Annotated in this window: 17 protein-coding genes; 4 read left to right on the top strand and 13 right to left on the bottom strand. The window is 45.4% G+C overall.

Translation table 11 applies throughout. The features are described from left to right. Nucleotides 1-288: 288 nt before the first annotated feature. The 4 genes from glpX to KJS65_RS06180 all read right to left on the bottom strand — a co-directional run bounded on the left by glpX (nucleotide 289) and on the right by KJS65_RS06180 (nucleotide 3,909). Nucleotides 289-1,263: a class II fructose-bisphosphatase gene (gene glpX / locus KJS65_RS06195; protein WP_213649034.1), complete on the bottom strand. Its 975-nt coding sequence runs from the start codon at nucleotides 1,261-1,263 to the stop codon at nucleotides 289-291. 28 nt (nucleotides 1,264-1,291) lie between these two features. Beyond that, complete coding sequence (locus KJS65_RS06190) at nucleotides 1,292-2,095, bottom strand: pyruvate, water dikinase regulatory protein (RefSeq protein WP_213649033.1); 804 nt, start codon at nucleotides 2,093-2,095, stop codon at nucleotides 1,292-1,294. Nucleotides 2,096-2,108: 13 nt separating this feature from the next. Further along, on the bottom strand, nucleotides 2,109-2,798 hold the full coding sequence (locus KJS65_RS06185) for a helix-turn-helix transcriptional regulator (RefSeq protein ID WP_213649032.1): 690 nt from the start codon (nucleotides 2,796-2,798) through the stop codon (nucleotides 2,109-2,111). A 139-nt stretch (nucleotides 2,799-2,937) separates the two neighbouring features. Beyond that, nucleotides 2,938-3,909: an alpha-L-fucosidase gene (locus KJS65_RS06180; protein WP_213649031.1), complete on the bottom strand. Its 972-nt coding sequence runs from the start codon at nucleotides 3,907-3,909 to the stop codon at nucleotides 2,938-2,940. Between the two features lie 189 nt (nucleotides 3,910-4,098). Here KJS65_RS06180 and KJS65_RS06175 point away from each other — a divergent pair, with 189 nt between their 5' ends. From KJS65_RS06175 to KJS65_RS06165, 3 genes are all read left to right on the top strand, one after another. After that, the gene (locus KJS65_RS06175; RefSeq protein WP_213649030.1) at nucleotides 4,099-4,959 is read left to right on the top strand and encodes an AraC family transcriptional regulator; all 861 of its coding nucleotides are present in this window, start codon (nucleotides 4,099-4,101) and stop codon (nucleotides 4,957-4,959) included. Between the two features lie 71 nt (nucleotides 4,960-5,030). Then, entirely contained in the window at nucleotides 5,031-5,264 is a 234-nt protein-coding gene (locus tag KJS65_RS06170) for a hypothetical protein (protein WP_213649029.1), read from the top strand. A 10-nt stretch (nucleotides 5,265-5,274) separates the two neighbouring features. After that, the gene (locus tag KJS65_RS06165) at nucleotides 5,275-5,592 is read left to right on the top strand and encodes a hypothetical protein (protein ID WP_244864399.1); all 318 of its coding nucleotides are present in this window, start codon (nucleotides 5,275-5,277) and stop codon (nucleotides 5,590-5,592) included. A gap of 78 nt (nucleotides 5,593-5,670) precedes the next feature. Here the strand turns inward: KJS65_RS06165 and KJS65_RS06160 are convergent, their stop codons facing one another. The 8 genes from KJS65_RS06160 to KJS65_RS06125 all read right to left on the bottom strand — a co-directional run bounded on the left by KJS65_RS06160 (nucleotide 5,671) and on the right by KJS65_RS06125 (nucleotide 16,947). Next, complete coding sequence (locus KJS65_RS06160) at nucleotides 5,671-6,945, bottom strand: Gfo/Idh/MocA family protein (protein ID WP_213649027.1); 1,275 nt, start codon at nucleotides 6,943-6,945, stop codon at nucleotides 5,671-5,673. 120 nt (nucleotides 6,946-7,065) lie between these two features. Beyond that, entirely contained in the window at nucleotides 7,066-8,691 is a 1,626-nt protein-coding gene (locus KJS65_RS06155; RefSeq protein WP_213649026.1) for an extracellular solute-binding protein, read from the bottom strand. Nucleotides 8,692-8,734: 43 nt separating this feature from the next. Further along, nucleotides 8,735-9,619: a carbohydrate ABC transporter permease gene (locus tag KJS65_RS06150; RefSeq protein WP_213649025.1), complete on the bottom strand. Its 885-nt coding sequence runs from the start codon at nucleotides 9,617-9,619 to the stop codon at nucleotides 8,735-8,737. Between the two features lie 12 nt (nucleotides 9,620-9,631). Then, nucleotides 9,632-10,594, bottom strand: a complete 963-nt coding sequence (locus KJS65_RS06145; RefSeq protein WP_374706137.1) for an ABC transporter permease — start codon at nucleotides 10,592-10,594, stop codon at nucleotides 9,632-9,634. 609 nt (nucleotides 10,595-11,203) lie between these two features. Then, entirely contained in the window at nucleotides 11,204-12,244 is a 1,041-nt protein-coding gene (locus tag KJS65_RS06140; RefSeq protein WP_213649023.1) for a LacI family DNA-binding transcriptional regulator, read from the bottom strand. 174 nt (nucleotides 12,245-12,418) lie between these two features. Then, nucleotides 12,419-13,138 (bottom strand): YebC/PmpR family DNA-binding transcriptional regulator, encoded by a 720-nt coding sequence (locus tag KJS65_RS06135; RefSeq protein ID WP_213649022.1) that lies wholly within the window; start codon nucleotides 13,136-13,138, stop codon nucleotides 12,419-12,421. 210 nt (nucleotides 13,139-13,348) lie between these two features. Further along, a complete protein-coding gene (locus KJS65_RS06130; protein WP_213649021.1) occupies nucleotides 13,349-14,596 on the bottom strand; it encodes an MFS transporter in 1,248 nt (415 codons plus the stop codon). 80 nt (nucleotides 14,597-14,676) lie between these two features. Beyond that, nucleotides 14,677-16,947, bottom strand: coding sequence for a glycoside hydrolase family 3 C-terminal domain-containing protein (locus tag KJS65_RS06125; RefSeq protein ID WP_213649020.1), 2,271 nt, complete (start codon nucleotides 16,945-16,947; stop codon nucleotides 14,677-14,679). A 566-nt stretch (nucleotides 16,948-17,513) separates the two neighbouring features. Between KJS65_RS06125 and KJS65_RS06120 the strand changes: the two genes are divergently transcribed. Next, nucleotides 17,514-18,869 (top strand): lytic polysaccharide monooxygenase, encoded by a 1,356-nt coding sequence (locus tag KJS65_RS06120; protein ID WP_213649019.1) that lies wholly within the window; start codon nucleotides 17,514-17,516, stop codon nucleotides 18,867-18,869. A 231-nt stretch (nucleotides 18,870-19,100) separates the two neighbouring features. Here the strand turns inward: KJS65_RS06120 and KJS65_RS06115 are convergent, their stop codons facing one another. Continuing rightward, nucleotides 19,101-19,424 (bottom strand): 2Fe-2S iron-sulfur cluster-binding protein, encoded by a 324-nt coding sequence (locus KJS65_RS06115; RefSeq protein WP_213649018.1) that lies wholly within the window; start codon nucleotides 19,422-19,424, stop codon nucleotides 19,101-19,103. Between the last annotated feature and the right edge of the window lie 26 nt (nucleotides 19,425-19,450).

Raw genomic sequence — 19,450 nt, 5'->3', positions numbered from 1 at the left:
CGCTTTTATCCAAAGTTTACTCTCATGATGATCAGTTGTCATTGAACCTTAACTGGTACATAGGAAAAGATGAACATAATCAATTTTAGTTAACATAACATTATTTACGTTATCTACATTCGGCGATTTAAATTAACAGCCCTCTCCTTTCCATTATTTAATCACATTTAATATTAGTATTTGAACCGGCTCTATCATCATTTTATGATTGGGCAAGTCTCCTCAAAATAAAAAAGAAGCACGAACAGTGTAACCTGTTTCATACTTCTCTTCATTATAATGAGTTCGTTACATCGCAGCTTCAGTTAAAATCTCTTGCGGAATAGGCATTTTATGAATGGTCCGCAGGAAGCTGATCGTTTGGTTCTCAGAATGCATGATAACGGAATGGGTCTCTGCTTTCTGATTCGGCAGGTAACGCACTCCATTAAGGAGATCCCCAGGAGTTACGCCTGTTGCCACGAACAGCACGCTTTCACGGCCTACCATGTCTTCCATACTCAGCAGCTGGCTTGGATCAGATATTCCCATTCGTTTGCAGCGCTTCACTTCTTCAATACCATCCGGCAGCAGGCGTCCCTGCATTTCGCCACCCAGACATTTCAGGGCTGCAGCGGCAAGAACACCTTCAGGAGCGCCTCCAGAGCCAATATACATATCGACTTCGCTTTCGGTTGCTGCTTCAATGGCACCCATGACATCTCCGTGACTTAAGAGCTTGATCCGGACCCCGGCAGCTCGAAGTGCAGCAATGATCTCACGGTGACGTTCCCGATCCAGAATTGATACTGTCATATCCGAAAAAGGCTTATTCAAAATGCTTGAGGCTTTGGCAAGGGTCGTTTCAATGGGATCGTTTAGAGATAAATGACCGGCAAGCGTTGGCCCGACAGCCAGCTTCTCCATGTAGATGTCAGGAGCATGCAATAAATTCCCTTCCGGAGCTGCTGCAATAACCGAAATGGCATTATTTAACCCGCTAGCCACCGTTTCAGTGCCTTCCAGCGGATCTACCGCGATATCGATTTTAGGACCAAGGCGATTGCCTACTTTTTCCCCGATATACAGCATTGGAGCTTCATCCATTTCACCCTCTCCAATAACGACAGTTCCATCTATAGCAACGGAGTTCAATTTACTCCGGATTGCCGTGGTTGCTGCGTTATCTGCGCTGTTCTTATCGCCTCTTCCCGTCCAGCGGGCCGAATCGATTGCGGCTTTCTCCGTAATACGTACCAACTCCAAAGCTATATGATGTTCCATTTCTCTTTTCCCTCCATGTTCTCCATCTTTAAAAATGCTGCATAATAAGTCCTGCGGTTTCTTCAATGGCCTTATCTGTCACATCTATGACAGGGCACCCTAAAGAATCGTATAATGATTGCGCATATTTCAGTTCATCCTGTACTCGAACTAACGAGGCATAGTGGACATCCACCGGAAGTCCCAAAGCCTTGAGACGCTCGGAACGGATTTTAACCAACTGCTGCGCATCGATCGTCAATCCGAATATTTTGCCGTTGTAAACTTCCCGTAATTGGGCAGGTGGTGTCAGTTCTGGTACAACAGGATAGTTAACGACCTTCTTCCCTTTATGAGCGAGAAATATCGATAACGGTGTTTTCGACACCCGCGATACGCCAAGCAGAATAATATCCGCTTTAAGAACAGCGCCGACATCCTTGCCGTCATCGTTGTTGACTGCAAATTCAACGGCTTCGATTCTGCGGAAATAGTCTTCATCTAGTCTGTGAAGGAGTCCCGGTAACCGTTTTGGAGTATCGTTAAATGTGTCTATCACAGCCTGCATCATTGGGCCCATGATATCGACGGTGCGGACATGAAGCCGAATAGATTCTTCCTTTATGGCTTCTCTAAGTTCCGGTTGAACGATGGTGTAAATCACCATGCCTCCACGGCTGGATACTTCCTCCATTAACCGTGTAATCTCGTCTTCATGCCGAACGTTCATGATTCGTTTGATTTCTGTGTTGGTTAGCTCAAACTGTCGAAGGGTCGCCAAGGCCACTGCTTCTGCAGTCTCGCCGATCGCATCCGAGCAAATGGCTATAACACGAGTTGACGCCTGTTTCATCCCATTCCTCCCACTAATCCTCTGCGAGCATTTCAAGTAATTTTCTGATGATATTGGTTTTGGAAATCCGTCCAACCACATTAACGTCCCCATCCTGCCCGGAGGACACAGGTACCACGACCGGCAGGCTGTCGATCTGATGCGTAATAATCTTTCGCGCTGCCTCCATAACAGAGTCCTCAGGAGATACAGTCACAACATTAGCTCTCCGTGTCATGATAAAGCTCACTGGCATGGCGGATGCAGCGGCATTGCCGAGTGTCACCTTTAGCATATCTTTACGCGATACAATCCCTACGAGCTTCCCTTCTTCATCGGTGACAATGAGATGGCCTACATTTTCCAGAAACAAGGTCACCACCGCATCATGTATTGTTGTCGTTTCGCGGACAATGACAGGAACACCGTGAATATCGCCAACCTTCATATCAAACAGATTCTGCTTATTCTCATCTTCCGTTATTCTTCGGGTTCCTGGAAAATATCCGACTTTAGGTTTAGCGTCGATATAATCCAGACTAACCAGGATAGACAGATCGGACCTGATGGTTGGACGGGTTAAATTCAGCATTTCAGCGATTTGTTCGCTCGTTATTGGAGCATGCTTCTTGATGATATCCAAAATTTCCAATTGACGGGAAGTCAGCTTAATAATGATTTCCTCCTCTCCGTTGCAATGATTTATTCCTGTATAATACGTCATATAAGATCAATAATCAATATATAATACGTCCTATATTTTATTTAATCGAGTTTTCCGATGATAAATAGGTACGAAAAAGACTTCTCAACCATTCATGCAACGGTAGAGAAGTCTTTATACGTTTATCTACGATTTGCCGTTAAGCTCTATACATCCAGCCCTCAGGAATCTCCGTGAGTTCAGGAGCCTGTACGTATCTCGACCCGACTTCTTTAAAGCGTTCCAAAACATTTTTGTCTAACAGACCTCGCTGATTGGGCGCTCCATTCAATAAAAACGATACATTATGCTTATTCGAATCATGAATTTTATCCATTACCCAATCAGCCGTTCTCAATTCCATCGTCGTGTCCGTCGTTCGCCAAAACCAGGTTTTCGTTAAAATATTGCAGCTTGCACCTGGACCGGTGAAAGTCTCATCTACTTCCTGTCCGGCCGCATTTTCATAAAAAACAATATCTGTGTGGTTCAAATTGGTTTCACAGCTGATATTCATGAGCAAACATCCGGGCTGCAGCTTCTTCACCCATTCATCGATTTCCTCAAAAGGGAGATCATCATAATTCGGACCGCCCCAATGCGCATTCCAACCGTCAATAATAAGAAACGGAATGTCACCGTAACTTGTCAGTAGTTCTTCTAATTGATTTTTGATGAACTCCTTGTCTTCAGGAGTGCACTTTTTCCGGTTGATCTGATGATGCAGATCCAGCATGGAGAAATACAATCCCGCTTCAATTCCTTCATTTCGAAAAGCAGTCAGATACTCCTGTACGACATCTCTTTGATCGGTGGCATTCTTAACGCAATGATCCGTATACTTGCTTGGCCACAAATCAAATCCTTCATGATGCTTTGCTGTCATAGCTGCGAACTTCATCCCTGCCGATTTGGCAGCCCGAGCCCACTGTGCACAGTCCAGCTCTGCCGGGTTCCAATCTTTAGGTTCAAATATGTATCTGCGGGGTTCGTTATTATTTTCATGTCCATATTCCCAATCTTCCATTTCGGTATCGGCGAACTGAAACGTCGCGCTGTTAAAATGAATAAACATCCCAAATCTCTGATTAACAAACCACTGTTGTCTTTGTACTAATTCATTCTGGTTCATTCTGATTATCCACTCCTGTTCAATTTGCAGATTTATTCGCTAAATTCAGACCGAGTTTCCCCGATTGATGAAAATATCGTATCATGGATAAGGATTTAAGTATTTGTCGAAGTGTTCAATGATTTATCAATTCATCCGCTTTATCAAATATACGAACATAATGAGAACAATTATAAGGAGCCACAAAACATGAGAAAATTATCCGATATTACACCCCATGTGGGTGATTTCATGCATTATCTATATGATGGAAGTTCTAACGAGCAACTAAGAGCCGGGAGTGTATATGCGATGCATTTATTTTTGGATGGTCCAGGGGAGATGGAGATCGAAGGAATGATGTATCCGATTGAGCGGTTCACGCTTGTTTTTCTTCGTCCCACTCAGCCGCATGCTTTTCGTATTTCACCTAAACATCCCCTTCCATCGCTAAATATCTATTTTGATCTATGGGATAACCAGCATCCCGCTTCTTTGAACCGTTCTTTCATCTATGCGCCTCATGAATTCAGCTTTGATCTTATGTCCGAAGAACAGGAATGTGACGAACTAAAGCAGCTGCCCAGCGTGTTTAGTTTGCGAGATCATCCGCAGTTATTAGATACCTTTATGATGATGACCCGATCCATCAGTGATTTCAAATATTATCAAAGTGAAACGGCTAACAGCTTCATGTATGTCTGGATCCTCTCCTGGTTTAATGCGCTTCATGTTAAACAGCCAAGTGATTTCCGCATTCTCCGTCTGCTTGATTATTTGAATAATCATCCGGAGCAGGGACAATCGATTGAGACATGGTCAGATTATTGTGGATTGAAACGGACATATTTTCATGAGCTGTTTCTAAGGGAAACAGGACTCACGCCGAAAGCCTACCACCATGAGCTTGTCATGAAACGGGCCGCGAATATGATCCGGGAGACGGACTTAAGCGTCACAGCCATTGCCGAAAAGCTCAAGTATTCCTCGATTCATCCATTTTCCAGGCACTTCAATGACTTCTTTGGCATTTCTCCAAGTCAATACCGGATAAGACACCGCCGGATTTGAATAATTTTATCTTTTCGGTAAACCATATGAATTAATCAAAACGATGACAGATGACAGGGGAGAAAATCAACTTGATGTATACAGTATTGATCGCTATTGCTGTAATCGCCTGCGCAATCTCACTATACATGTCCGTGTCCATCATGCGTAAACAACAAAAGCAAAGGTTCGATCATATCAATCCTACGGTCGCCAAACATCCGATAGCGGCTAATCCCATCGTTATCCTCTATCTGGCCTTCCCTATTCTTGTAATCATCGGAGGACTGGTCTGGTGGTACCTGGAGGTAAAGGGGCTAACTTAAATCGTTAGGAGTGTTTGTCTTGGATAAGAAGAGATATTATGTATCCGTACAATCCAGAACTATTATGGAACGACAAGATGAAGCTGCATACGAGCTTGTCATTGAAGCTACACCGGAAGAAATCAAACCGCTCCGCGATTTGTTCAATTCCATGTATCACTTTGATATGGAAACTTACTTTCGTATGCATTACCCCGGTATACCTGAGCACTATGACAACGACAATGACTTATATGAGCGCGATCTAAAGCAAATTTACCAGACGCTCTATACTCTGGGCACCAGCGAAACGAGAGATCATATCGCCTCCATGAATGTTTTGGATTAGATTAAAGTTAAAAAGATCTGCTTCCTTCCCATACCGGGAGGAGACAGATCTTTTTTAACTTTAATGAGGAGACTTGCTTCAGTCGCTAGGAACAGACTCAGCAGATATCAATTTACTCATGTAATCATTCAGCACAATCGCTTGCCCGCCATTCAAACGCGAGGTTTCTGCAGCAAACGCAATCATATGGCTGCGCACTGAAGCCGAAGCAGACGTTAAGCTCTCCTGACCGTTATAACCGCGTACCTGGTTCAGGAAATCCCGGACGATCCCGCTGTCTCCGCCCCCATGTCCGCTGGATTGGGACGGAATCTCAATGGTTGTTTTCTGCTGGGTCAAAAAATCATATAGCGTAATATGATCCTCTTCTCCGCGCAGCTCGCCCTGGGTACCCATGATCTGTATTCTTCTTTCCTGTTCATAGGTAAATCCGCACATACTGAACATCGCTGTAGCCCCGCCTTCAAACTCCATGTTTACCACCTGATGGTCTACAACATTATTGTCACTTCGGAATACACAACGCCCATAGTCCGTTTCCTGTAAACCTTTGATGATATTAGACCTTGTAAGCTCCGGTGTAAAATGCCCAGCCCATCCCTTGTATTGATCACTAAGATAAAAACGGGGAGCAGAGTAAGCACATGTTGGTTCTACGGCACATTCCAGGCAACGGTCTCCCGAACCCTCCGGTGCACTCCCTTCATGAAAATATTTCAGGGATCCAAATGAGCTGACCCGAAGGCATGGTCGGTCCATGAGCCAGGAGAGCACATCCATGTCATGACAGGATTTGGACAGAATCATAGGACTTGAAGTATTCGAATTATTCCAGTTTCCGCGCACAAAACTATGAGCAATATGCCAGTACCCTACATTCTCATTCAACTGGATGGAGACAATTTCACCAATCCGGCCTTCCTGGATCACCTTTTTGATCATGCTCCAAAAAGGTGTATACCTGAGCACGTGACAGATCGTGAGCAGACGGTCCTGTTCACTGGCAGTTCGCTCCATATCCAGACATTCTTCAGGTGAGGGTGACATCGGCTTTTCCAGCATTACATGGTATTTCTGATGAAGAGCCAGCATAGCGGGACCGTAATGCATTTGATCCTGCGTACAAATGATGGCTATATCAGCAAGCCGGGGCTCCTGGAGCAGCGGCTCCCAGGATTCATAACATCGCTCGGGCGGAATGTCATGCTTTTCGGCAAAACCTGCCCGGCGAAGCGGATCAGCCTCTGCTACCGCAACAAATGTAAGCTCATGCGGATAATCCAGCGCGTATCTGGCATAACCTCCCGCGCCTCTCGATCCCGCTCCGATTAAAACAGCTGTAAGTTGGTTCATGTTCGTTCTCCCCTACCATAGATAGATTGAAAATCCTTACACGGGTGCTTCGGTAGATTGCGAGACTCGTGCTTCATGCTTTATTTGCGATTTTAACGATATATTCGTTTGATTCTCTACTTATGGCTTGGCATAACGTTCTGCGGCGGATTGATAGATGGCCTTGTATCGCTCTACACCCATTTTTTCGAGCGCAGCCACATATTTGTCCCAGTTATCAAACGACTCGTTGCCTGTAATGAATTTATCCTTCATTTCCAGCACATAGGCGTCAATGTCGGTCTGAATCGTTGTCAGCTCACTTTGTTCATCCTGCGTAAAGTTAAACGGCGGCCAGATTTGATCCTGCGACAGGACATAAGGCTCGGCTTTCTTGGCGTTCTCTACAGAAGTAGGCATGCCTTCCGCACCTTTAAAGAATTTCTGTTTGACAAAGCCCGGGTAGTAACCGCCTGGCCAAATGAGATACTGTCCAACGGCTTGGTCCAGGGTAAGACCTTTCGGGTTGTTCTTAATTTCATCCGTATAATCAACGTTCCCTCTTGCATCCTCCGTATAGGTTTCATCCTTCCAGCCCATGAAAAACTGTTTGATACCTTCATCGCTATAGAAATAGTCCACCCAACGCATCATCGCTTCCGGATGTTTTGCCTTATCCGTCAGTACGAACATGCCAATGTTACCAAGCGGGGATCCATAGGCGCTAAACTGCTGATCGCCATGCGGACCTTTTAATACGGACAGTCCTACATAGCCCTTCTGGTTATAAATAGCTACCGGATCTACGCTGTCAGACACACCTAGAAGTCCTTGCACTCCTTTGGAATCCACTTCTGTACTTTTGACCGATACGATATCCTGTTCAATCAGTCCATCCTTGTAGAGCTTATTCACAAATTGCAGCAGCTCTTTATAGCGCGGGTCGGAAGGAATAAAGCGCAGCTTGCCCGTCTCAGGATCCGTATCCACATTGATATTGGATGTACCATGATTGTTCAATCCAAATGAGCCTCTCAGATAATTGACGATCCCCGATGTACCGACAGCACCCCAAGCAATTTCATCCTTCTGATTGTTGCCGTTCGGATCTTTTTCCTTAAATGCTTTCAGCATGTTATAAAAATCATCAAGCGTCTCCGGCTGCTTCAGTCCGAGCTTATCCAGCCATTCTTGCTTCACCCAAGGCGTACCATACAGAACGGATTTGAACTCCGGATCATAAATGGTCGGCAGGCCATATATATTCCCGTCCGGCATGGTGATACCCTTGGCTATAATCGGGTATTTGTCCATCATGGCTTTAAAGTTAGGCGCATACTTGTCTATGAGATCATTCAATGGAAGGAACGCTCCCTGTTTGCCGTACTTTAGCAGATCGGACCTTGAAAACGCCGAAGCATAAAACATTTCCGGATAATCATTGCCAGCGAGCAGCAAATTCCGTTTTTCCTTTAACGTTTCCGTTTGTACGGTATCCCACTTCACATGGATATTCGTCTTCTTTTCGTAATCATTCCACAGCCTGATATTGTTCCAGTCTGCATTGGCAAAAAATTTGGCCGCAAAGCCGCTCACTGTCGTGCTCTCATTCATAATCGGAAAACCGGTTGGATTGATTTTGGCCTCCGATGCATCCTGCGCCTTGCCACCTCCCGAGTCAGCCGATTTCGTAGAGCTGCAGCCCGCCAGAACGGTAATGGTGACCATACAAGCGAGCAGTATTTTCCCCCTTTTGTTACCCTTCATCTTGTGTTCCTCCCTTTTCCTCATCATTTATCCAACCAAGGGGTTACCCTTTGATGGCACCAATCATCACGCCTTTGACAAAATATCTTTGCAGGAATGGATACAGGATCAGCACCGGAATATTGGCCACGACCAGCACGGCGTATTTGATACCCTCGACTTCCCGCTGCTGCTTGATCGCGGACTCCGTCGACATTTTGACCATATCGCTCGTTTGACCCTGTATCAGAATTTCACGCAATATCAACTGAAGCGGGAATTTGTTCTTATCCGATAGGTACAACAGAGCGTTAAAGAAAGCATTCCAATGACTTACGGCATAAAAGAGGATCATCACCGCGATAATCGGCATGGACAGCGGTAGAATGATGCGGGACAAAATCTGGATATTGGAACAGCCATCTATCGTTGCCGCCTCCTGCAATTCATAAGGAATCGACTGCTGAAAGAAGGTACGCATGATGATGATGTTGTAAATCGATACGGCATTGGGGATGATCATGACCCAGAATGAATTCAGCATCCCCAGATCCTTAATAAGCAGGTAGGTCGGGATCAATCCGCCTCCGAAGAACATCGTAAAGACGAACAAAGCCATAATCGCATTCCGGCCCACAAAATCCTTCCTTGAGAGTGGATATGCCCCCAAGATGGTCATAGTCAGGTTGATCAGCGTACCAATTGAGGTGTATAGGAGCGTATTGGAATAGCCAGTCAAAATATCATGATTTTGAAAAATCTTCACGTAAGAATTAAGATTGATTCCCTTCGGCCAGAGGAGCATCTCTCCGCGCAGAACCGTCTGCGGGTCGCTAAAGGAAGCGCTCAAGACGAAGACCAAAGGGTACAGCACAATGACCGTAACAAGACTTAGCACGATATAGATCATAACATTAAAAATACGGTCTCCACGGGATTCCAAAAGCATATCTCTTCCTCCTCACCACAGACTGGTTTCGCTCATGCGTTTTGAAGCCCAGTTAACACTTATCAGTAAAATAAAATTGATTACCGAGTTGAATAATCCAATAGCAGCAGAGAAGCTGTATTCAGCACCCTGTATACCTGCACGGTACACATAGGTTGCGATAATATCGGATGTATCCATGTTCAGGTTGTTTTGCATCAGGAGCACTTTTTCAAAGCCGATCCCCATGATGCTGCCAATGTTCAGAATGAGCAGTATGATGATCGTCGGTCGAATACCCGGGAGGTTAATATGCCATATCCGCCGCAGTCTGCCGGCTCCATCCACACGGGCCGCTTCATGGAGTTGATGATCCACCCCAGCCAGTGCAGCCAAATAGATAATCGAGCTCCAGCCCATCGTCTGCCATACATCAGAGAACACGTACAGAGATTTGAACCAGGCCGGTTCCGCCATGAAATTGATCGGATGACCACCGAACATGGTGATGAAATGATTCGCGATCCCATAGCGTGGAGACAAAAAAATCATCATCATGCCGACAACCACAACCGTAGATAAAAAATGCGGCGCATAAGTAACGGTTTGAACGAACTTTTTGAATTTGGCCGATTTGGCCTCATTCATTAGGAGCGCCAGCAGGATCGGGATCGGAAACCCTAAGGCAAGGCTATAGAGTCCCAGTCCCAGCGTGTTTTTAATAAGCCGCCAGAAGAAATAGCTGTGAAAAAAACGCTCGAAGTGCTCCGTGCCGATCCATGGACTACCCGTGATCCCTTTGGTGGCGATAAAGTCCTTGAAGGCAATTTGAATACCATACATAGGCACATAGTGAAATAGAATGTAATAAGCTACGACCGGAAAAATAAGCAAGTATAACTGCCAGTTACGCGCAATGCGGCTCCATTTTAGCTTGGAGTCTCGCTTGGCCTCCGGCGTTGCCCCTGCAATCGCAGATATCTTGGCATTGGCCACATGATCCCCTCCTTGGATTAGGCTTGGATGCGTATTCATTCAATTTTGAAAAATAACTTAAATGATTTTCCTCCTTTCAGCGTAAAAACAATGGTTTGTCCTGAAACCGCTGAATAGATATATGTAAGGGTTCATGACAGCAGAGTTGTAAAGACTGATAACACCAAGAGTGAAATACAGCTTAATGTATTGGGCTTTAATTTGGATAAATCGAGCTAACAGGCTGCGTAAGTTGGTGTGATTAGAGGTTGGGTATATTGATGTGTAATGGATTGGAATTGAGTTCTTAAAACGGATATGTTATTGACAACAAAAGGTTGTAAGCGCAACCAATTTGTCATCTGAAAAATAAGGAGGTTGTTAAACATATACCAAATGTTTGGATATCTATACCAATTCGATTTAATTTTTATCATCATAATATAGGAATATTTGGATTGTCAAACATTATTTTGGCATAGTTTGGATCATCATCTGAAATTTTAAATGAATACAAGTGAAAAAACCTGACACCGATAACGGTTTCAGGTTCATCTGTATTGCTATAGAGTAAATTATGTAATAATATATAACATATAATTACATTCGTGTTGCAAATGCCGATTCCTATTATTCAGGCCTTTTATAACTGGAAGACTCCCGAATAACCAAACGGCTTGGCAAAAGAATTTTTGGGAGTGCGGGGTAGTCTCCATTCAGGTAATCAATCATAAATTGGGCTGCAACCTTACCGATTTCGTACTTTGGAACATGCACGGAAGTTAATGGTGGATTGGTGTATTGCGCGAAGGAGATATCATCCATGCCGACAAATGCAATATCTTGTGGAATCAGACCATGTTGTTCCACTACTGCACGCATAGCAGGAATGGCAAGCATATCGCTCGCGCAAAAAATGGCCGTAGGCCATTCGCTTCTCGGTTGACTGGTGAGAAGCTCCGTGAGCATATTGTAGCTCCAATCGACATTCCAATTGGTATTGATGATCCACTCCTCCGGCAAACTCAGACCGGCTTCCATCATAGCGAATTTGTATCCGACAAATCGTTCGTCGTTATCCATCTTACTTGAGTAAGCAGGGCCTCCGATATAACCAATCCGGCGGTGGCCCTGTTCAACCAGATGCTGGACTGCTGTTCTTGCCGAGAGAATTCGGTCGCAATCCACGACGGGCACCGATAACCTTTCATCATTCAGGCTTACGCCAAGCACAGTAATGCTTTCTTTCTCCAGCAGCTCAATCAGCTCCTGATCATACCAGCTGATGACGACGACTCCTTGTATTCCGGCTTCCTTAATGAGCGTCTTGATGCGATCGGAATCGCTTACTTCATCCGCCGTACGCACTATTGCCGGAGGATGACCAAGTTCATTCATTCGATCATGAAATCCTGCGAGCACCTCCGTAAAATATGGATGGTTCTCGCTCAGCTTCTGCGGTATCACACAGGCTATATGCATAGGAGTGCTCCCCGGCATGCGTTCATTGCTGCGCTCCTCGTGAATACGGTATCCAAGCTCAAAAGCCGCTTCTCGAATTTTACGTTTTGTTTCTTCATTGACTGGACGGTTCATATCATTGCTGATGGCACGGGAAACGGTTGATATAGATACTCCAACCCGCTCCGCAATGTCTTTCAACTTCGCCAAGGCTACCCTCTCCTCTCTTTTGGTTTGTTTGGCGCCAAAAAAAGCTCTCCGCCTGATCATATCATAATTATGTATATATTTTACATAGAAATATGTGAGATTCGTCCATACCATAGCAAAAAAGGAACTGCGGTCGGCAGCTCCTTTTTAGATCAGTTCAATACAAGCGTTCAATCAGTCTTCAAATTCAACGTTGTGGTAAACCTGTTGAACATCTTCCAAATCCTCCAGCGTATCGATCAATTTATCGAATTGTGCTTGAGCCTCTTCTGGAATGGTGAGATAATTTTGTGCCAGCATAGTCAGTTCCGCAACGGTAAACTCAGTAATACCTATCGTTTTGAAGGCATCTTGAACCGCCTGGAATTGATCCGGCTCAGCATATACGATAACCGCTTCATCTTCTTCCACGATGTCACGCACGTCAACGTCCGCTTCCATCATCAGTTCCAGCACTTCATCTGCTGTTTTACCTTCAACGCCGATAACTGCTGTTTGATCAAACATATAGGCTACAGAGCCGCTGACTCCAAGGTTACCGCCATTTTTGCTGAATGTGGAACGCACTTCAGAAGCCGTACGGTTCACGTTGTTGGTCAGTGCATCCACAATAACCATCGAACCGTTTGGTCCGAAGCCTTCGTAACGAAGCTCATCATACACTTCATCCGAGTTGCCTCTCGCTTTTTCCAATGCACGGTCAATAATAGCTTTCGGTACATTGTACGTTTTGGCGCGTTCAAGAACTACCTTCAAAGCGCGGTTGGATTCTGGATCCGGCTCGCCTTGCTTGGCCACTACGTAGATTTCACGTCCAAACTTGGCATATACACGGCTTGTATTTGCATCTTTCGAAGCTTTCTTTTCCTTGATATTATTCCATTTACGACCCATACGTTTCCGCTCTCTTTCGCTATTGATTCTATTCTCGGTCTTATAAATACACTGGTATATTATAGCTCGAAAAAAGCGGATGAACAAGTTTCTGCAGAAGTCTGTCAGAAAATGAATGAAGCTTTGCAGCCAAAAAACCATAAAAACCGCTTTTCAAAAATGAAAAACGGTTCTCTGATGGACGGTTTATGCTAACTATATTTTATTAAATTATGCACCTATATCCGCGCTTTTGCGAGCAAGCATCTCGTCTTCTTTCGCCCGGAAAAAGCGGGTTCCTGAAGCTGAGAATGTCTTGGCGAACAGTACAACGCATACGGCAATTCCTATTCCCGCCGCTATACTGCATACCAGCTGGACGGAAAAAAGCTCCGATAGAACACCGACTGCCAAAGTCAGTACAATGGTAATGATGCTTTGGGTCATATCGGACAAGCTCCCAAACCGCCCCATGATGGACGAAGGCACATGCCGCTGGAAGAAGGTTGCATACCCCGAGCTGGCAAAGGACATGGAAAAGCCAAGTACCATGAAGGCTGCCGTAGCCGAGTAAAAGCCGGCCGATGCATAAAACCACAAATAACACACAGCAGTAATCGAAAGACCTGCACTGATAAACAAGCGGTAGGACATTCTTTTCGACAATATCGTTGCTATCAATGAGCCTGCCAATGAGCCGACACCCGTTAAACTTAGTAAATTGCCATAGTCCTGTTCCGATAATTTCAAATGCATCTTGATGTATGTAGCTTCCTGGGAGTCAATCGAAAAACCAATCAGCATGGCCACCTGAATGAGTAAGAAGATACTAGTGAAATAGGTGGACGCTTTGGCAAACCGCAATACGATGCGCCAGTCTTCCAATAGGGTGCGGAGATGCACGGGTTCACTTTTAGCTTGTCGTGCTTCATGCACATCGGGCAGCAGGTAAATAAAGAACGCGCATACCAGAAAGCTTGCTGCATTAAAAAGAATGCTGAAAGTCGTATTCGTCAGATTAATCAGCAATCCCGAGATTGCCGGGCCAAGCAAAAAGGCTCCCGAATTGGTCATACTCATAATGGAATTAAACCGTTGACGGCTGCTATTGGGAACCAGCTTGGTGATGTATACATTGGAAGCCGGACCGAAAAAGGAACCCACCACGCTGACCATAAAAGTGACCGCATAAATCATCCAAATGGACGGCAACCACGGAATGAGCGCGATCAGCAAACCCCGGATGATGTCAACGCCGATCATCAGCTTGCGGATATTTACGCGGTCAATGATGCTGCCGGACCACAGATTGGTCAGCAGCATGGCGACTGGCTTTACAATAAAAAACCCGGCTACCGCAGCTGCTGAACCTGTCAGATTAATGATAAGAAGGTTAATAGCTACAAAATAAATCCAGTTTCCAAGATTGGAAAACCCGATGCCAAAAATAAGAAGTGCAGATCTGTTCCATGCTTTCATATTGTACCTCATCATTTTGATGTATTATTTTATCTGATTAACTAACTAATCTTTAAGAAGTTTACATAATATATATGTTGTTAACTGCTTTGGTTTTGCTCATTAATCCGGTTCAGAAGAGCTTCAACCATTTCCTCGGATACTGCACCTTGACTGAATGCTACTACCACTCGCACCGGTGCGTCCATCATCATGGCCATTGAAACATGTGCCGCATCACTGTCATCCTCTTGAACGCCCGCATTTTGCTTCAATAACGGCTCAACAATCGCTCTGGCTACCGGGTCTGCCAGGATATCTCCAATCGTCGAATTCCGAGTAAATGTCTTTTTTATTGTTGTGGTGGAAGTGACATGTACGGTCAACGATTTCCCTGCATCTCTGGAAGATCTGGCAGCGATAATCTGAAATTCACCTGTCTCCACATGCCAATCTCTTAATTCTGTATTGTAGTAAGCAAAGGCGCGTTTACCCAGCGTGAAGGATACCATTTTTTGCTCCCCTGGCTGCAGTTCGACTTTGGCGAATCCTTTCAACTCTTGTACCGGACGAATCACTTGGCTCTGTACGTCCCGAACATACAGCTGGACGACTTCCTTTCCGGCCCGGCTGCCTGTATTGCATACCATCAGTCGGACTGTAAGTGTATCCGTATCCAGCATGTCATATCGGTCAACCGTCAGATTCGAATATTCAAAGCTTGTATAGCTGAGACCATGCCCAAATGGGAAAAGCGGCTCAATGGCTTTCGAATCATAATAGCGGTAGCCGACAAAAAGGCCCTCCCGGTATTCAACACTATCGCCTTCTCCAGGAAAGTATGGATGAGACGGATTATGCTCGAGCTTTTTCGGAAAAGATTCCGCAAGCTTCCCGCTCGGGTTTACGTCGCCAAAAATCAAGTCTGCCGCCGCACTGCCAAGTGCCTGACCGCCGAGATAGCATTCCAGTACGCCCTTAGCCTGATCCAACCAAGGCAACTCAACCGGCGAGCCATTGCTCAGAACCACTACCACATTAGGCTGGACCGCGGCAATTTCCTGAATCAGAGACAACTGGTTAGCAGGGATGGAAAGATGTGTCCGGTCATACCCTTCTGACTCATAGCGTTCGGGCAAACCTGCAAATATGAGTACCGAATCGGCTTTTTGAGCTGCCTCCACGGCTTCCAGGGACATTGGAGGATCCACCGCATCTTCTGCCAGCTTATAGCCCTGCGAGAAAATGATTTCCGCTTCTCCCGCTGCCTTGGCCAGCTCACTCAATATATCGTCTATTTTATTCGGATTGACATGGGAGCTGCCTCCACCCTGAAATCTGGGCGAAACAGCAAGTTCACCTACGACAGCAATTTTCCCTTTTTTAGGAAGAGGCAGGATGTGATCCTCATTTTTAAGTAATACCATGCTTTCATGAGCTACCTTTCTTGCCAGCTGATGATGTGCATCTCTATCATACATGGCATCCGCCTTCTTGCTGTCGTAAGCCTTGAACACAACAGCTAACAAGCGTTCAAGTGATTGGTCGAGCACTTCCTCGGATAATTCTCCCTTCTGCACACTTTCCATGATCCTCGCCGAACCCGCGTCAAAAGGCATTTCGAGTTCAAGACCTGCAGCAAGACCCTTAACCCGCTCATTTGTTGCACCCCAGTCGGATACGACGAAACCTTCGTGCCCCCACTCCTCTTTTAGGATATCTGTGAGAAGATACTTATTCTCAGAGGCATATTCCCCGTTAACTTTGTTATAGGAACACATAACGGTCCAAGGCTTGGCTTGTTTAACAGCGCCTTCAAAGCTGGCCAAATAGATTTCGCGCAGCGTCCGCTCGTCTAATACGGCATTAACTGTCATCCGCCGGTGCTCCTGGTTATTTACAGCAAAATGCTTCAGTGATGTACCAACCCCCTGGCTCTGCACAACTTCAATGAAGGCAGCAGCCAAGCGGGATGAGAGATACGGATCCTCAGAGTAGTATTCGAAATTCCTTCCGCATAGGGGTGAACGTTTGATATTGACTCCTGGACCAAGCAATATGCCTACCTCTGCTGCCTGGCACTCTTCACCCAAAGCAGCACCCATTTCCCGAAGAAGTTCGACATTCCAGGAGCTAGCTGTGCCAGCAGCCGTTGGAAAACAGGTTGAGGGCTCACTCATGTATATGCCGAGATGATCATCCGCCTGTTTCTGTACACGCAGTCCATGAGGACCATCGGCCACCCGGATTGCTGGAATTCCCAAGCGCTCTACGCCTTTCGTATGCCAAAAATCAGCGCCGCCGCAGAGTTCTGCTTTCTCTTCGAGTGTCATTTCTGCAATCAATTTCTTTAAGTTTCTGGGTTCAGTCATGAACTGTAATCCTCCTCAATTTATCGATTTTCGCTAGTAAAATCATAAGTTGCAGGATATCTACCCAAGGTGGTGTTCTTTCTCTATTTTATTATGAAAATAAAACGTTTTCTTGTAAATCATGGAATGAGCTAAAATCTATCTGAATAGATCTATGACATAAAATCGTCATTTACTATCGAAAATCGTTGATTAGTATAATTGAAGAACTGGAAATTATCGGTTATTTTTATATTATCAATACTATTTTTTACTATTTATAGATCAATTTGTGAAATTCAAACGACATTCATCTATCACTAAAGTTACGTCTATCGCTGTCTTCCAACGTTCGGTCTTGGATTTCATCGTTGTTAACAGACAATTTGTAAACGCTTTTATTGGTAATTATATAAGCTCAATTCGAGTTTATATAGCATGAACAACGAGAAGTCTCGCGAAAATTGCTGGTCGGCCAGTGGTTCCTTCATGTAGGAAACATCTATAAGGGAGGTGTTGCGATCGGTCCTGTCGGATGAATGTTTACGGCTGTTCACTTTTTTAAAAAAATTGGAGGAGGTTTTAGTATGACTACACTTCGTTTACCAAATCACAGGCTTATGAAATGGTTTATTGCCGGTGCTATGCTTTTATTTATGGCAGCCTTAATGCTTCTTATTGCCGACCGAGCATCTGCTCACGGCTATGTTCAATCACCAGGCAGCCGCGCTTATCTATGTAAAACGGGCGTTAATTCCAACTGCGGATCCATCGTGTATGAGCCGCAGAGTCTTGAAGCTCCAAAAGGCTTCCCGGCGGCTGGACCTGCTGATGGTAAAATCGCCAGCGCGAACGGTGCTTTCCCAACAATGGACGAGCAGACTTCCACCCGCTGGTCGAAAGTGAACATGTCTCCGGGTACGAACACCTTCACTTGGAATTTGACAGCCAGACATTCCACTACAAGCTGGAAGTATTACATTACCAAGCAAAACTGGAACCCGAATACCGCACTCACCCGTGATTCTTTTGACCTTACTCCATTTTGTTCGGTGAATTATACGGGCCAGCCGCCAGCAACCTACTCTGATACTTGCACTGTTCCTAGCAGAACTGGCTATCAAGTAATCCTCGCTGTTTGGGAGATTGCCGATACAGCCAACGCTTTCTATAATGTGATTGACGTTGACTTTGGCGGAGGCGGGGGTAATCCTTCGGATACTACCGCTCCAACGGCACCGACCGGTCTGGTAGCTTCTAACGTTTCGAGCACTGGCGCCTCTCTCTCCTGGGGAGCATCAACCGATAATGTTGGTGTTACGGGATATAAAGTTTACAATGGCTCAACGTTAGTAACGACAACTGGCGGTTCCACGCTCAGTTATAATGTAACGGGTCTCACTGCCAATACTTCCTACACATTCACCGTGAAGGCAGTTGACGCAGCAGGTAATACTTCATCTGCAAGCAATGCGGTAACATTCGTTACGACCTCTCTTCCTCCAACCGATACGACGGCACCTTCCGCCCCGGCGGGTCTTCAAGTAAGCGGTACGCCTACCTCCTCCTCGATCTCCTTATCCTGGAGTGCGGCTACAGATAATGTAGGTGTTACAGGCTACCGAGTGTACAAAGGATCTGCACTTGCCGGAACCGTATCTGGAACCACGCTCAGCTATACGGCTTCCGGTTTGACAGCAAACACATCCTTTACGTTTACGGTCCGCGCCATTGATGCAGCGGGCAATGAATCCGCAAACAGCAACGCAGTAACGGCGACTACCGCATCAGCTCCGGCAGCCGCTCCTTGGGCACCAAATGTTGCTTACACAACAGGTACCCTCGTCTCTTATAATGGTGCAACTTATGAATGCCGCCAGCCGCATACGTCCCTCGTTGGTTGGGAGCCATCGAACGTACCTGCACTTTGGCTGCTGAAATAAGATACTTCTAAAGTTACCAGCAATATTATTGATAGACTATGAGGTAATGATGAAATATATGACAACATTTCGCATAACCAATTATGCCAGAGGGAAATAATATATCACCAGACAAAATTGGGAGTGCCAAATGCTCCAGCACGATGGCAATTGAAATAAATTAGAATTAAAAAAGCGGGAGCCTTCTCATTGAATGAGTGGCCGCCGCTTTTTTTCTTATGAATACATGCTTTATTCTTCGGGTCTCTTTCCCGCATCCATACCTGTCTCGGACACGGTCATGATCGGCTTTACCGATAGATCCATATGTACGCGAATCTGACAGGATAAACGAACGTTTGGCTCCGTAAATCCTTTCTTCTCCAGTATCTCCGCTTCTGCTTCGCCCATAGGTCCGGCATCACCTTCGAGAATTTCCACGCGGCAGGTTGTACATCTTGCATTCCCTCCGCAGCGATGTAGGATATCTACCCCGTTATCCTCCAAAGCTAACACCAGTTTCTTTCCTTCTTCAATTTCAATCGGTCCTTTTCCCTCAACAAGAATAGTTGGCATCCTTATTCCTCCTTTGTCGGTTCTCC

It is taken from the genome of Paenibacillus sp. J23TS9 (assembly GCF_018403225.1).
In the GTDB taxonomy this organism is placed as follows: Bacteria; Bacillota; Bacilli; order Paenibacillales; family Paenibacillaceae; genus Paenibacillus_AQ.
The sequence above is the reverse complement of the archived record's forward strand: the minus strand, read 5'-3'. Positions and strand labels throughout refer to the sequence as shown.

Bases quoted from the DNA above. Each gene is read 5' to 3' on its own strand.
- glpX (WP_213649034.1), bottom strand. From the start codon at position 1,263: ATGGAACATCATATAGCTTTGGAGTTGGTACGTATTACGGAGAAAGCC.
- KJS65_RS06190 (WP_213649033.1), bottom strand. From the start codon at position 2,095: ATGAAACAGGCGTCAACTCGTGTTATAGCCATTTGCTCGGATGCGATC.
- KJS65_RS06185 (WP_213649032.1), bottom strand. From the start codon at position 2,798: ATGACGTATTATACAGGAATAAATCATTGCAACGGAGAGGAGGAAATC.
- KJS65_RS06180 (WP_213649031.1), bottom strand. From the start codon at position 3,909: ATGAACCAGAATGAATTAGTACAAAGACAACAGTGGTTTGTTAATCAG.
- KJS65_RS06175 (WP_213649030.1), top strand. From the start codon at position 4,099: ATGAGAAAATTATCCGATATTACACCCCATGTGGGTGATTTCATGCAT.
- KJS65_RS06160 (WP_213649027.1), bottom strand. From the start codon at position 6,945: ATGAACCAACTTACAGCTGTTTTAATCGGAGCGGGATCGAGAGGCGCG.
- KJS65_RS06155 (WP_213649026.1), bottom strand. From the start codon at position 8,691: ATGAAGGGTAACAAAAGGGGGAAAATACTGCTCGCTTGTATGGTCACC.
- KJS65_RS06150 (WP_213649025.1), bottom strand. From the start codon at position 9,619: ATGCTTTTGGAATCCCGTGGAGACCGTATTTTTAATGTTATGATCTAT.
- KJS65_RS06135 (WP_213649022.1), bottom strand. From the start codon at position 13,138: ATGGGTCGTAAATGGAATAATATCAAGGAAAAGAAAGCTTCGAAAGAT.
- KJS65_RS06130 (WP_213649021.1), bottom strand. From the start codon at position 14,596: ATGAAAGCATGGAACAGATCTGCACTTCTTATTTTTGGCATCGGGTTT.
- KJS65_RS06125 (WP_213649020.1), bottom strand. From the start codon at position 16,947: ATGACTGAACCCAGAAACTTAAAGAAATTGATTGCAGAAATGACACTC.
- KJS65_RS06120 (WP_213649019.1), top strand. From the start codon at position 17,514: ATGACTACACTTCGTTTACCAAATCACAGGCTTATGAAATGGTTTATT.
- KJS65_RS06115 (WP_213649018.1), bottom strand. From the start codon at position 19,424: ATGCCAACTATTCTTGTTGAGGGAAAAGGACCGATTGAAATTGAAGAA.